The following is a 13008-nucleotide window of genomic DNA, read 5'->3' as shown; positions in this document are numbered from 1 at the left end:
AGAAACCGTAGTGTCGGCGCGTCTGAAGGCGGGCTACGACTTGACGGGCGGGCGGAAGAAGATCACCAGCTGGCCGATGCCACCCGCCAGACCGAGCACCACCGCGATCGCCAACCCGCACCAGCCGTGCAGCAAGTGGTAGAAGCTGCAGTTGGAGAACAGCAGATGATCAAGGCTGTAGCGACCGGCCCCCGTGCCGGCGATGGCCACCGCGGCCACCGCCAGGACCAGGTTGTACTCCCAGCCCTCCTTGACGATGAAGAACCCGTTGTGCCGGTGTACGGTCCAGGCCGCCACCAGCATCAGCGCCACGAAACCGGCTGCGGGCACCGGGGTCAGCAGGCCCAAAGCCAAGCCAAGCCCAGCCGCCATTTCGGTGGTGGCCGCGACCCGGGCATGGAACAGGCCCGGCTTCATGCCGATGCTGTCGAACCATCCCGCAGTGCCCGGGATGCGCCCGCCACCGAAGAACTTGTTGTAGCCGTGTGCGGCCATGGTCAGGCCGAGCACCACGCGCAGGAGCAGGATCGCAGTGTCGTAAGCGGAGGAAGCCATGTAACAGAATGTAGGACATCTGTTAAGCGGCCGCCCAGCCCCCATCCACACTGAGGATCACCCCGTGGATGTTTCCGGCGTCATCACCGGCCAGGAATGTCACTGCCGCGGCCACCTCCTCGGGGGTGCTCATCCGACGCGAGGGGATGCGGGCCAGCACCGGCGCGACATGATCGGCGGCCTCCAACGCTCGCTCCGTGGCGATCGGCCCGGGTGCCACCGCGTTCACGCGCACCCCGCTCGGGCCGTACTCGACCGCCCACGACTTGGTCAGCGAGTGCACTGCCGCCTTGGTCGACGAGTACAGCGCCGAGCGGTCTCCGCCGATCAGCCCGGTGATCGAGCCGACGTTGACCACCGCGCCGTGGCCGCGCGCGGCCATGCCGGGCGCCAGCGCCCCCGTCAGCAGGAAGGGTGCGATGACGTTGGTCTGATACGACTCCAGCAGTGCCTGCTCGGAGACCTCGCCCGTGGGTTCCGGCATTCCCCAGACGCCTGCGTTGTTGACCAGGATGTCGATCTGCCCGCCTGCTGCCGCGGTGGCCTGCTGTGCGAGGTGCTGCACCTCATCGCCTCCGGCCCCGAGGTCTGCGGCGACGAACTCGGCCTGCCCTCCGGCGCTGCGGATCTCGGCGACGACGGCATCGCCGCGTTCCTTGTTGCGGCCGCTGACGACGACGAAGGCGCCCTGGTCGGCCAGGGCCTTGGCGATGGCGACTCCGAGGCCGCCGGTGGATCCCGTGACAAGTGCTGTGCGGCCCTGCAGGCGCGTAATGTTTGGACTCATGAGTCCAGGTATAGGCCGCTGAAAATGGACCTGCAAGTCCAGAAACTGACAGCCAAGGGCGAGGCCACCCGGCGTCGGATCATCGAGGGCGCGGCCGCGGTGATCCGCAGCCACGGAGTGGCCGCCACCACGCTCGACGACATCCGCGCCCACACCCAGACCTCCAAGAGCCAGTTGTTCCACTACTTCCCCGACGGGAAGGACCAGCTGCTGCTCGCGGTGGCCGAACGCGAGGCGCAGATGGTGCTGGAGGATCAGCAGCCCTACCTCGGCGAGTTGACCTCGTGGGCCGCCTGGCAGCGCTGGCGCGACGCCGTGGTCGAGCGCTACCGCCGCCAGGGCCAGAGCTGCCCGCTGAGCCTGCTGATGTCAGAGATCGGGCGTACCACTCCCGGCGCCCAGGCGGTCACCAAAGCCCTGCTGCGGCAATGGCATGACGAGATCTCGGCGGGGATCCGGCACATGCAGTCGCAGGGAAAGATCGCCGCCGACCTGGACGCCGACCGGGTGGGCGCCGCGCTCCTGGCCGGCATCCAGGGCGGGGTCAGCGTGATGTTGGCCTCGGGCGATCTGAGCTACCTGGAGTCCGCGTTGGACGTCGGCATCGCGATGCTGCGCCGCTAGCCCCGCGGGCCGTCACAACACCGCCTCGAGCCGGTCGAGGTACGCGTCGACATCCCCGACCGCCGACTCCGCGGCGAAAACGCTGACCGAAATGGTGTCCCCCACGCCCGTCACACAGTGGGTGAGCCCCACCATCGGCGACAAGCCCGGGAACGCGGCCGCCAGCCGCACCGGCATACCCCCGAAACCGAAATCCGCGGCCCCGCAGTTCACGCTGGAAACCACGGTGTTCCCGGTGACCGTCGCCGAGCGCGTGTCGGGATTGAATTGGCCGATCCCCCACCGCAGCAGCGGGGCCGGCGTGGCGGCGAACGCCCGTTCCGAGGCGCGCATCGCAGGGTGTGCGGCGCGTTCCCGGCGCGCCGCCAGTTCGGCGGCGATCGCGGCGCGGCGCTGCGCCACCGGCAGCGAGGGATGCAGGCCCACGCCGACGGTGCCGAAATGGTTGTACGCCTGGCGCGGACCGGATTTCGCCATGGTCACCTCGGCGCCCAGGCTGGCCGGATCCGTCCCGAGCTCACGGAGTCGACCAGCGAGCGCTTCGGATATCCCGGCCAGTGCACACACCGTCACGGTGGCGCCCGACAGCTGCGCTCGATCCCGGACGACCGTCCGCATGCTGCGTACGCCCGAGGGGCGGTCGTTGGTCCGGATCGGCGGGCGTGCCATCGCGGCCGGCGGCACCCGCCCGGCCTCGGTGTCGGCCACCAATTGCCGGTGGGCCCTGGCCGCTTCGATACTTCGCCAGGGCAACATCGCCGGGTGGCCGTACACCGGCACCACCGGCGCGACCGTTCCCTGTCGGCCGAACATCACCGCGGCCGGGCCGCAGGTGCGCCCACCGCCGCCGAGGGCATGGGTGATCTGCAGGACAGCCACGGTGCCTGCCCCGGCGACACCGGGCATGCCCTCGACTCCGGGGAAGACGTGCAGCCGCCACGGCAGCACCCGCGCGTCGAGTTGATCGTCCACCAGCCCAGTCACCGCCGCCAGGCAACCCAGCCACGTCGCATCGTCGAGATCGCGTACCACGAAGCGGGATTCGTCGACACGGGACGGCACCCAGGCCGGGTAGTGCAGCCGGGCGGTGTCGTCGATGTGTTGCGACAGGTCCGGTGCGGTACGGGCGTTCGCCGTCAACTCGCCCAGTGCCCCCGCCAGATCGGCGGGTACACCGTCGAATCCGTAGAGCAGGAAGGTGTCGTTGGGCATCCTGGACGACATCCAGAACATCTGCGCATCGACCGCAGTGAGTCGGTTAGCCGGCACGTCCGACGAAATCCAGGATGCGGGCGGCCGTGACATCCGGCTGATCGAGTTGCAGGAAGTGACCGCCGGACTCGACGACATGGGCGTCGCTGCCCGCCGGCAGCACCTCGCGTACCCACCGGATGTAATCCGGTGCGGCACAGCCATCGTCGGTGCCGTGCAGGTACAGGGACGGCAACACCGGCGGCAGCAGCCAGTGCTTGTGCAGCTCGGCGTACTGCGCCGGCGGTTTGCTCATGCGGATCGTGGCCCGGTAGTAGCCCAGGGCTGCGCGCCACCGATCCGGCGCACCGATCGCGGCGTCGACGTGGCGCAGGTCCTCGGCCGCGTCGTATCCCGGCGACCACGTCTTCCACAGCCGGGGCACCACCCAGGACGCGGAACGCTCAGGTAGCCACGGCAGTTGGAAGTACATCATGTACCAGCTGCGCAACGCCTGACGCGGCAACTGGGCCAGCAGCTTGCCGGCGTCGGGCACCCGGCCCAACGGCTGAAACGATGCCAACGGCGGCACCGACATGATCACGGCCTTGTTGAACGGATTGTCCGGCAACGCCGCAACACCCGACGCCGCCATCGCACCCCAGTCGTGGCCGATGATGACATCGCGCCCGGTCGGGCCGACCGACTGCAGCAGCCGCAGCGCATCGTCCATCAGCGCCCCGACGTGATAGCTCCCGTCCGCCGGAATCGACGAGGGCAGGTAACCCCGCATGAACGGTGCCACCACTTTCCAGCCGGCCTCCGCCAGAACCGGCGCCACTTTGCGCCAGCCGTGGGCAGTGTCGGGGAAACCGTGAAGACACAACGCAACCGGGCCGTCCTCAGGCCCCCACACCAGCGCCCGCAGTTGCACCGCCGGGGTGGCGACATCGATCCAGCGCGGCTCGGTCACAGCGGCACCGGTTCGTACTCGGACATCAGCCAGCGGTCGCCCTCTTTGACCAAGGTGGCCCGGGCAACCGACGGAGTCTTCTGCGGCATGTGATTTCCGACCTGGACGCTCTGGTTGACGAACAACACCATCTCGACGCTTCCGGGCTTCACGCTCACAGTCCCCGCGCGCAACACCTCGGCGACCGCCGCGATCTGCTGCGCATGCGCTGCCGGGATGACCTCGTTGATCATCGCGGTGTAAGTGCCGAGAAAGTCCCCGGTCATCCGGTCACGGGCCGCGCTGAGCTGCTGATCGACAGTTTCGGTCTCGTACGACAGCATCTGGGCGGTGATCTCTTTGGCCGCCTGAACCGCTTCATCTCGGGCCGTTGCGCTTTGGTCCTCCGACACGGTCAGCCACCGCAGCACCCCGCAGGTCAATGCCAACACCAGGGCGAGTGCCGCCAGCACAACCTGCAGGCTGACCCGCGAGCGTGCCCGCGACAGTTCGGGTTCGGCGGGCTTTTCAGCGGCCTCGTCGGCCTCCGTCTCATCGGCCTCTGCCTCGTCGGCCTCTGCCTCCTCGGTGTCGACCGACTCCTCCACCACCGGCTCGACGTCAGCGGACTCCACAGCTTCGGCCGGTTCCTCGGCGATCGATTCTTCGACGGCTTCCGGCTCGGGGCTTGCCGATTCGGAGTTCTCCGCAGCCGCCGCGGCGGCCTTACGACGCCCGGCCGGCGGCATCGTGTGCCGGCCGCTCATTGGATGAACTCCACGTTGGAAACCTTCGCCTTGCCTTCAATGTCCTGCACCGTCAACACCATTCGCCACACCTGCGGCTTCTGCTCCGGCACGCCCGCATTCGTCGACCGGACGGTCACCGACACGAGAACATCCGCCCTGTCGTTCGAGTAGGACTCCAGCCCCGATGAGGTCACCGTGCCCACCGACTTCGACTTGATCTGCTTGACCACTTCGAGGAAGGACTTCGATCGCTTCTCGAAGTCGTCGTAGAACTTCCCGCTCGATGTGTCCAGCACCCGCTGGATGTCGTCTTCGGCGTGCTCCCAGTCGATGCTCGTGAGGTTCGTGGCGCCCAGCCGGGCGGTGTCCACGAACATCGCGCGTCGCTGCTGTTCGTGATGGACCTGATAGAAGTTGTAGCCCAGCCAACCGGTGAGCGCCGCGAGTGCGACCACGAGCACCACTCCGACCATCCCCGCCGTGGGCCTGCGCAGCAACCCACGCCGCTTCGGGGCCGAAGCCTCAACAGCCTCTTCGACCTCTTCAGCCTCGGATTCTGCGGCCTCGGCCGAGTCTTCTTCAGCCTCGGATTCGGGGGCCTCGGCTTCAGGGGCGGACTGGCTCGACTCCTCGGTCTCGGTCGGCTCGACCGGCTCGGTGTCGGCGCTGTCGGCTGCCATTCATCTGCTCCTCGGTGGCACTGCGTGGCGCGTGCAATGGCACGCGTGCGGTCCAAAGTACGTGGCACCGGTCACACCGTCATCAGCGGTACCGGCAGTCCCGGATAGGCCCGCGCGGTCCCCGCCCTACCGGCCGCCGGACTCCTGGGATGGGACGTGCGCACCGACCGCACGCAACGCGAAGTCCACCGCCGCGGCACACGCGCACTCCCAATCTCCGTCGGCACCCAGACGGGCCAACTCATGGCTGACCACCGCGCGGATCGCCGCCGCATCCCGCTCCGGCCTGGTCAGCGGTAACGACCCGTCGTCCCGGCCGCGGCGCAAGAGGCCCGCCAGCGACCGTTCGCGGTCGAGGCGCCATTGCTCTTGCACGGACTGGTAGCCCTTGGCGGAGCGGACCTCCTCCAAGTCCAGAACCAACGCGCGCCCGCGCAACCGCGCGTCGTGCATCACGTCGAACGACACCCTGATCCATTGCGCCAGCTGATCTGCCGGCGCACCGTCGGTGTCGTCGGCGATCTGGTCGAGCCGACGGCCCAACGACCTGCCCGAACTCGCCTGCATGGCCAGGAACAGCGCATCCTTGGATTCGAAGTGCCGATAGAACGCCCGGGTGGACAGCCCGGCCCTGGCCAGCACCGCGGCGATCGGCACGGCTCCGGTGTGGGGCTCCGACAGGCAGATGAAGGCGGCCTTGATGATCGCGTGGCGCTCATCGGCCATCGCGTCATCCACGTCCACACCTGGCTTGCTCTGCACGGTTGACGATTCTAGGAACGTCGGGTCGCAGATGCGGCGAAAACCCACCTGGGTAACGTGACCTCCCGGGGCCTGCCGAGAGGAATGTCCGTGAACACCGGGAATACCGAGCACAGCGATTCGCGCACCGTCACGTTCCGGGGAGTCGACGACCTGAACCTGGTCGGCGACGAATGGAACCGGGATGCCGCATCGGCTGCCGGCCGGCCCACGGTCCTGCTGCTGCACGGAGGTGGGCAGAACCGGTTCTCCTGGAAGAACACGGGACAGATCCTGGCCGATCGCGGTTTGCACGTGATCGCGCTCGACGCACGTGGTCACGGCGACAGCGACCGCTCACCCAGCGCGAACTATTCAGTGGAAGTGCTGTGCGCGGACGTGCAGCAGGTGCTGTATCAGATCGGTCGCCCGGTGGTGCTGATCGGAGCCAGTATGGGTGGGCTGACCAGCATCCTGGCTGCGCATGAAGCAGGCCCGGGACTGGTCACCAAGCTCGTGCTGGTCGATGTGGTGCCGCGGTTCGAGAAGAGCGGCAGCGCCCGCATCCGCGATTTCATGTTCACCAACGTGGACGGCTTCGATTCCCTGGAAGAGGCCGCCGACGCCGTCTCCTCGTATCTGCCCCATCGCACCAAGCCGCGGAGCCCGGAGGGGCTGAAGAAGAATCTGCGGCTGCGCGACGGGCGCTGGTACTGGCACTGGGATCCGGCGTTCCTCACCAAGCCCGAGGACGACCCGTTCATCCGGGTCGAGAAGCTCGAGCAGGCCGCGATGAACCTGACCATCCCGATCCTGCTGATCCGCGGCAAGCTGTCCGATGTGGTCAGCCCCGAAGGCGTGCAGGACTTTCTGGACAAGGTGCCCGCTGCCGAGTTCGTCGAGTTGTCCGATGCGGGACACACCGCCGCCGGTGACGACAACGACGCGTTCTCCGAAGTCGTCGTGGAGTTCGTCGGACGGTGAGCGCCGAGACCGACACCGTCGGCTTCAATTTTCTGCGCGAACCTGAGCTGCCCGCTCCTCAGGTCGGTGAATCGCAGGCTCGCGACATCCTGGCCGCCCATTTCGGCCTGGATGCGGGCGTGAAATCGCTTGGAAGCCAGCAGGACAAGAATTTCCTGGTCGGCGACGGCGACGCGGTCACCGGCGTGCTGAAGATCGCGAACCCGGCCTTCAACGAGATCGAGCTGGCTGCCCAGGAGCTGGCCGCGGACCTGATCGCGGCGGCCGAACCGGGCTTGCGGGTGGCCCAGTCAGTGCCCAACCAGCGCGGCGAGAAGCTCACTGCGGTAACTGGTCTGGGCTCGAACCGGGCCGACGGCACCGCTTACGTCCGGCTGCTGCGCCACCTGCCCGGCGGAACCCTGATCGAATCCGGTTATCTGCCTCCGGCCACGGTCGCCGAACTTGGCGCCCTCGCCGGGCGGGTCAGCCGGGCATTGGCCGGCTTCAGCCATCCCGGCCTGGACCGTGTCCTGCAGTGGGACCTGCGCTTCGGGGCCGAGGTGGTACGCAGGCTGGTCTCCCATGTCGACGACGACGCCGCGCGCTCCCGGCTGCGGGCTGCGGCCGATCAGTCGTGGGCACGCATAGAGCCGCTGGCCGACAACCTGCCCCGACAGGCCGTGCACATGGACCTCACCGACGCCAATGTGGTGGTGTCCCACGCCACCGGCGGTGTTGTCCATCCCGATGGGATCATCGATCTCGGCGATCTGTCCGACAGCTGGGCCGTGAGTGAACTGGCCATCACCCTGTCCTCGGTCCTGCAACACCCGGGCGGCGATCCGACATCCGTGCTACCCGGGATCCGGGCCTTCCACGCCATCCGACCGCTGAGCCTTGCCGAGGCAGAAGCGTTGTGGCCGTTGCTCGTTCTGCGTACCGCGGTATTGATCGTCAGCGGTGCCCACCAGGCCGGTTTCGATCCGGACAACGACTACATCACCGAGCAGTCCGACGGCGAGTGGCTGATGTTCGAGCGCGCCACCTCACTGCCGACCGACGTGATGACCGCGCTGATCAAGGCTGACCTGGGCCTGGCCCCACCGCCCACGCCCGTGCAGGTCGCCCGCCCGATGATTGCCGCACCGCAATCGGTGACGACGCTGGATCTGTCCGCTACGGCCGACGACCTGGACGACGCGTTCATCGCCGGCGGCTGGGTACGGCCCGACGTCGAGGACGAATTAGCCAGGGCCGCAATCGATGACGGTGCCAGTTTGGTCGTGACCACGTTCGGCCAACCGCGGATCTCGCGGGCCCCGGCGTTGAGCCAGGAAGAGCCCGCCGTGGTGCCCACCGGGGTGAGCATCTGGCCGGCAGATCGACTCGAGCTGGCGGCGCCGTTCGCCGGTGAGGTCGTCGACCGTTCGCCGGATTCGGTGACACTGCGCGGCACCGAGTACGAGCTGACACTCACCGGCATCAGTTCCGCCTCCGGCGCGGGCGATGTTCTGGGCACGGCCGAGCCGGGCCGCTGGACGCAGGTGGCGCTGCGTCCGGTCGGTGCGCCCCACGCCCCTGAGCTCAGTACCCCGGGCCTGGCTCCGGGATGGCTGGCGTGCGTGCGTGATCCGCGGCCGCTGCTGGGGCTGGCGCCGCTCGATGCGGAGCCGACCGACGTCGACCTGATGGCCCGGCGGGACCGGGCGTTCGCGCCTGTCCAGGAGCACTACTACCGCCGGCCGCCACGTATCGAACGAGGCTGGCGGCACTTCCTGATGTCCACCAGCGGCCGTTGTTATCTGGACATGGTCAACAACGTCACAGTGTTGGGCCATGCGCACCCGCGGGTCGCGGCAGCCGCGGCCCGGCAGCTGCGCAAGCTGAACACCAACTCCCGGTTCAACTACGCCGCCGTCGTCGAGTTCAGTGAACGCCTTGCCGGGCTGCTACCGGAACCTCTGGACACGGTGTTTCTGGTCAACTCCGGGTCCGAGGCCAGTGATCTGGCGTTGCGGTTGGCCACCGCGGCGGCCGGCCGCCCCGATGTCGTGGCAATGCGCGAGGCGTATCACGGCTGGACGTACGGCACCGACGCCGTGTCGACCTCCACAGCGGACAACCCCAATGCGCTTACCACCCGGCCGGATTGGGTGCACACCGTCGAATCGCCGAACAGCTTCCGCGGAAAGTACCGCGGCAGCGAGGTGGGTCGCTACGCCACCGATGCGGTGGCCCAGATCGAGGGATTGATCGCGGACGGGCGCGCCCCGGCGGCGTTCATCTGCGAGACCGTCTACGGCAATGCCGGCGGCATGGCCCTGCCCGACGGATACCTGCAGCAGATCTATGCGACCGTCCGCGGCGCGGGCGGCTACGCCGTCGCCGACGAGGTACAGGTGGGATACGGCCGCCTGGGCGAATGGTTTTGGGGCTTCCAGCAGCAGGGCGTCGTCCCCGACATCGTGTCGATGGCGAAGTCCGTCGGCAACGGTTACCCGCTCGGCGCGGTGGTCACCAGCCGCGAGATCGCTGAAGCGTTCCGCAGCCAGGGCTACTTCTTCTCCTCCACCGGCGGCAGCCCGTTGTCGTGCGCGATCGGAATGACCGTGCTCGATGTGCTGGACGACGAAGCGCTGCAAGCCAACGCGGCCCGCGTGGGCGCGCATCTGAAGTCGCGACTCGAAGAGCTGGCGACGCGACATCCGATCATCGGCACTGTTCACGGCGTCGGCCTGTACCTGGGTGTCGAGATGGTCCGTGACCCTCAGACCCTGGAGCCGGCCACCGAGGAGACGGCACTGATCTGCGATCGGATGCTCGAGCTCGGCGTGATCATCCAGCCGACCGGCGACCACCAGAACATCCTGAAAACCAAGCCGCCGTTGTGCATTGACGTCGAAGCAGCAGATTTCTACGCCGACGCACTGGACCGGGTGCTCACCGAGGGCTGGTGAGCACGGCTGTCCACCAAGCTGCGAAGTTGCCGACGAGAGGTGACCCCGAGCTTGGCGAAAACCTTCCGCAGGTGCCACTCGACAGTGTGAATGCTGATGAACAGCTGTTCTCCGATCGCGGAATTGGTGAGACCTTCGGCGGCCAACCGCGCGATCTGGGCCTCCTGAGCCGTCAGGGTGTCGCCGCCGGCCACCGGCTGTCGGCCCGCCCTCTCCCCCTTCGCGATCAACTCGCGCGCGGCGCGATCAGCGAAAGCGCGTGCGCCAAAGGCACAGAACATGTCGTACGCGACGGTGAGGTGTTCCCGGGCGGCTGACCGGCGTTTGCGACGACGCAGCCATTCGCCGTAGCGCAGGTGGGCGCGGGCCAGGTGAATACCGACGCGAGTACGTCCCAACCGGTCGATCGCCTCACGGTAGTGGGCCTCGGCGTCCCCGTCGTCGGCCACCAATGCCTGAACACTGGCCAAAGTTCCTACCGCCCAGTCGGTGTCGCGCACGGAGATGCGTTCGGCGAGGCGCCGGCAGGCCCCTCGTGCGGCATCCGTGTTGCCGATCCGGGTGGCCGCCTCGATCAGCTCGACGAGATACCAGCCGTAGATCCCGAGGTCCTCGTACTCGGCAGCCTGCTGGGCCGCCGCGAACGCCTCCTCGTAACGGCCGAGTCCATTGCAGAGCACTGCAGTCGCATAATGTGCCACCCCCACTACCCGGCCTTCTCCGCATGCCGATGCTGCTTCAGCGCCCGCCTGCAGCGCATCGAGAGCCTTCGGGTCGCCCTTCCACGCATCCAACGTAAGTGAATGACAACGCAGCGGGGAGTAGTAGCGAGTCGACGGTGAGGTCGAATGAGCCTCCGCCAGCAACGCTTCGGCTTCAACGAGCTCGCCGGCCAACATGTGCACGACGGCGCGGTAGCCCAGCGTCTCCGGAAGCAGCGCCAACGCGTCGGACTCCCGGACTCGTCGGACCGCAGAGGTGGCGAGCCGGTGCGCCAGCGCGTCATCCCATAGTTCGTAAGCCGTGGACTGCTGGATGAGAGGCAGCGCGGGCACCGTGCACCGCGACGCCGAGAAGTCGGCATGAGGACGATGTGTGCCCAACTCTTCCAGCGCCGAAGACAACGCCTTCCCGGCGCATGGAACACCGGTGAAGTGGTCTGTCATCCCGCGCAACACGGTGACCACCGGCCCAGAACCGGCGGGCCACCGTTCGAGACCGCAGCGCGCGACGCCGGCGATCCGTGCCACGGCCTGGAACTCGCCCAGCCGACCGGCGTACATCGCCGCAGCGAGGGCTTCCAGATACGTCTCGCGGCTCACCTCACGGTCGAGTCCTTCGAGTTCGGCCGCTGCAGCTGACATTCGGGATGCGATGTCAGGCAACGGGGCCGCGGCGACATCGCCGCTGCGGCGCTTGGCGAACTCCATCTGCGCGCGCAGCCGAGTGGCCCGAGCCCTCTGCAGTCCGGTCGTCGATGCGAGCTCTGCCATGGCGAGCAACTCGTCGGCATCGGACAATGCTCCGGCCTCCAGCTTGGCCCGGGCTGCCGCCAACCCGCGATCACAGCGAAGCTCCGGAACCGAAGTCAGAACTGCGGCCCGCTCGAGGAACGTTGCCGCCACGGCCACACCGATCTTTGCGTGCACATGCCCCGCGGCGGCTTCGAGTTGCGCAGCCACCTCGTCATCGGGCCGCGTCGCGGCGTTGGCGACATGCCATACCCGGCGGTCGGGATCGGTGGCGGCATCGGTGGCTTCGGCCAGTGCGCGGTGGATCTCGCGACGTACGGGCGGGTCGGCCGCGTGGTAGGCCGCCGACCGGGCAAGGGGATGCAGAAACCTTACGTCGGAATCGATCTCGACCAGCCGGGCGGTCACCGCGGGCGCCAGCATCGCCGCGGCGATGCCCAGGTTGTCCGCCACCCGGGCCAGCACCGCAGTATCCCCCACGGGCTCGGCCGCAGCAGCCAGGAGCAACTGCCGAGTCGGTTCGGGTAGCGCGCGGATCAGCTCCACGTAGTTCAGTTCGATCCGCATGATCGTCGAATGGGTGTCGTTCCGGCGCAGCATCCCGGCAAGTTCTGCTGCAGACCCATCGCGCGGAAGTGAGACCAGCGCAAGAGGATTGCCCCGCGTCTCGGCGATGATCCGATCGCTGACGCGGGGGTCGAGGCGCCTCATCATCACCGAGCTCAACAAACCCCGCGCGTGTTCTTCCGACAGGGGATCGATCACCAGTTCAGGCAGCCCGCTCAGCGCGCCGCCACCGGTGTCACGGGTCGCGAACACCAGCGCTGCCCGCACGGTGTCGAATCGTCGCGCCACGGACGCCAGAACCGCCAAAGAAGCCTGATCCAGCCACTGTGCGTCGTCGACGACACAGAGCAGCGGCTGGTCACCAGAGGCGGCTGTCAGCAGGCCCAGGACCGCCGATGCCACCCGCTCTTCGGGTGGCATCGCGCCGGGTCCGAGTCCGAGAATCACCATCAGTGCGTCGCGTTCGGCATCCGGCAACCCGTCGAGGTGCCCGAGCAGCGGCAGGCTCAGTTGCTGCAGGCCGGCGAAATCCAGATCCATGTCGGATGGCACCCCGGTCACTTGCGTCGTCCGGTGGTGCCCGGCCCGCTCGAGTAGGTGGTTCAGCAGCTCGGTCTTCCCGACTCCGGCCTCCCCACGCAACACCAGCACACGACTTCCGTTCGGCACCTCCGTGACCAAATCCTCCAGAAGCCGGCACTCGGCGTCCCGGCCGAACAGAATGCGTGGTCCCGAATCATGAAAAGATGTCCGCCACATACAGATAT

Annotated in this window: 11 protein-coding genes; 3 read left to right on the top strand and 8 right to left on the bottom strand. The window is 67.9% G+C overall.

Annotated elements, in window-relative coordinates; translation table 11 throughout:
• Positions 1-33 precede the first annotated feature (33 nt).
• Positions 34-555, bottom strand: a complete 522-nt coding sequence (locus tag ACNQVK_RS12405) for a DoxX family protein (protein ID WP_418029754.1) — start codon at positions 553-555, stop codon at positions 34-36.
• Positions 556-577: 22 nt separating this feature from the next.
• Complete coding sequence (locus ACNQVK_RS12400) at positions 578-1342, bottom strand: SDR family NAD(P)-dependent oxidoreductase (RefSeq protein ID WP_418029753.1); 765 nt, start codon at positions 1340-1342, stop codon at positions 578-580.
• Between the two features lie 24 nt (positions 1343-1366).
• Here ACNQVK_RS12400 and ACNQVK_RS12395 point away from each other — a divergent pair, with 24 nt between their 5' ends.
• The gene (locus ACNQVK_RS12395) at positions 1367-1966 is read left to right on the top strand and encodes a TetR/AcrR family transcriptional regulator (protein WP_273734856.1); all 600 of its coding nucleotides are present in this window, start codon (positions 1367-1369) and stop codon (positions 1964-1966) included.
• A 12-nt stretch (positions 1967-1978) separates the two neighbouring features.
• On the opposite strand, the gene ACNQVK_RS12390 is transcribed toward ACNQVK_RS12395, so the two are convergent.
• The 5 genes from ACNQVK_RS12390 to ACNQVK_RS12370 form a co-directional block, all read right to left on the bottom strand.
• Complete coding sequence (locus ACNQVK_RS12390; protein ID WP_418029752.1) at positions 1979-3235, bottom strand: WS/DGAT domain-containing protein; 1257 nt, start codon at positions 3233-3235, stop codon at positions 1979-1981.
• Positions 3225-4130 carry an alpha/beta fold hydrolase gene (locus tag ACNQVK_RS12385; RefSeq protein ID WP_418029751.1) on the bottom strand — a complete coding sequence of 302 codons (906 nt, stop codon included), beginning with the start codon at positions 4128-4130 and terminating at the stop codon, positions 3225-3227. Before ACNQVK_RS12385 ends, ACNQVK_RS12390 begins: the two co-directional genes overlap by 11 nt.
• On the bottom strand, positions 4127-4876 hold the full coding sequence (locus ACNQVK_RS12380) for a hypothetical protein (RefSeq protein WP_418029750.1): 750 nt from the start codon (positions 4874-4876) through the stop codon (positions 4127-4129). The genes ACNQVK_RS12385 and ACNQVK_RS12380 overlap by 4 nt, the downstream gene beginning before the upstream one ends.
• A complete protein-coding gene (locus tag ACNQVK_RS12375) occupies positions 4873-5538 on the bottom strand; it encodes an Mce protein (RefSeq protein WP_418029749.1) in 666 nt (221 codons plus the stop codon). Before ACNQVK_RS12375 ends, ACNQVK_RS12380 begins: the two co-directional genes overlap by 4 nt.
• Before the next feature lie 126 nt (positions 5539-5664).
• On the bottom strand, positions 5665-6300 hold the full coding sequence (locus tag ACNQVK_RS12370) for a TetR/AcrR family transcriptional regulator (protein ID WP_418029748.1): 636 nt from the start codon (positions 6298-6300) through the stop codon (positions 5665-5667).
• A gap of 90 nt (positions 6301-6390) precedes the next feature.
• On the opposite strand from ACNQVK_RS12370, the gene ACNQVK_RS12365 reads away from it, so the two are divergent.
• Both ACNQVK_RS12365 and ACNQVK_RS12360 read left to right on the top strand, forming a co-directional pair.
• A complete protein-coding gene (locus tag ACNQVK_RS12365; RefSeq protein ID WP_418029747.1) occupies positions 6391-7263 on the top strand; it encodes an alpha/beta fold hydrolase in 873 nt (290 codons plus the stop codon).
• The gene (locus ACNQVK_RS12360; protein WP_418029746.1) at positions 7260-10202 is read left to right on the top strand and encodes an aminotransferase; all 2943 of its coding nucleotides are present in this window, start codon (positions 7260-7262) and stop codon (positions 10200-10202) included. Before ACNQVK_RS12365 ends, ACNQVK_RS12360 begins: the two co-directional genes overlap by 4 nt.
• Here ACNQVK_RS12360 and ACNQVK_RS12355 read toward each other — a convergent pair.
• Positions 10160-13000 carry an AAA family ATPase gene (locus ACNQVK_RS12355; protein ID WP_418029745.1) on the bottom strand — a complete coding sequence of 947 codons (2841 nt, stop codon included), beginning with the start codon at positions 12998-13000 and terminating at the stop codon, positions 10160-10162. The genes ACNQVK_RS12360 and ACNQVK_RS12355 overlap by 43 nt on opposite strands.
• Between the last annotated feature and the right edge of the window lie 8 nt (positions 13001-13008).

This window comes from Mycobacterium sp. 134, assembly GCF_048282715.1.
GTDB lineage: Bacteria > Actinomycetota > Actinomycetes > Mycobacteriales > Mycobacteriaceae > Mycobacterium > Mycobacterium septicum.
The sequence above is the reverse complement of the archived record's forward strand: the minus strand, read 5'-3'. Positions and strand labels throughout refer to the sequence as shown.

Excerpts from the sequence above, each read along its gene's own strand:
- ACNQVK_RS12405 (WP_418029754.1), bottom strand. The coding sequence starts at position 555 with ATGGCTTCCTCCGCTTACGACACTGCGATCCTGCTCCTGCGCGTGGTG.
- ACNQVK_RS12400 (WP_418029753.1), bottom strand. The coding sequence starts at position 1,342 with ATGAGTCCAAACATTACGCGCCTGCAGGGCCGCACAGCACTTGTCACG.
- ACNQVK_RS12395 (WP_273734856.1), top strand. The coding sequence starts at position 1,367 with ATGGACCTGCAAGTCCAGAAACTGACAGCCAAGGGCGAGGCCACCCGG.
- ACNQVK_RS12380 (WP_418029750.1), bottom strand. The coding sequence starts at position 4,876 with ATGAGCGGCCGGCACACGATGCCGCCGGCCGGGCGTCGTAAGGCCGCC.
- ACNQVK_RS12375 (WP_418029749.1), bottom strand. The coding sequence starts at position 5,538 with ATGGCAGCCGACAGCGCCGACACCGAGCCGGTCGAGCCGACCGAGACC.
- ACNQVK_RS12355 (WP_418029745.1), bottom strand. The coding sequence starts at position 13,000 with ATGTGGCGGACATCTTTTCATGATTCGGGACCACGCATTCTGTTCGGC.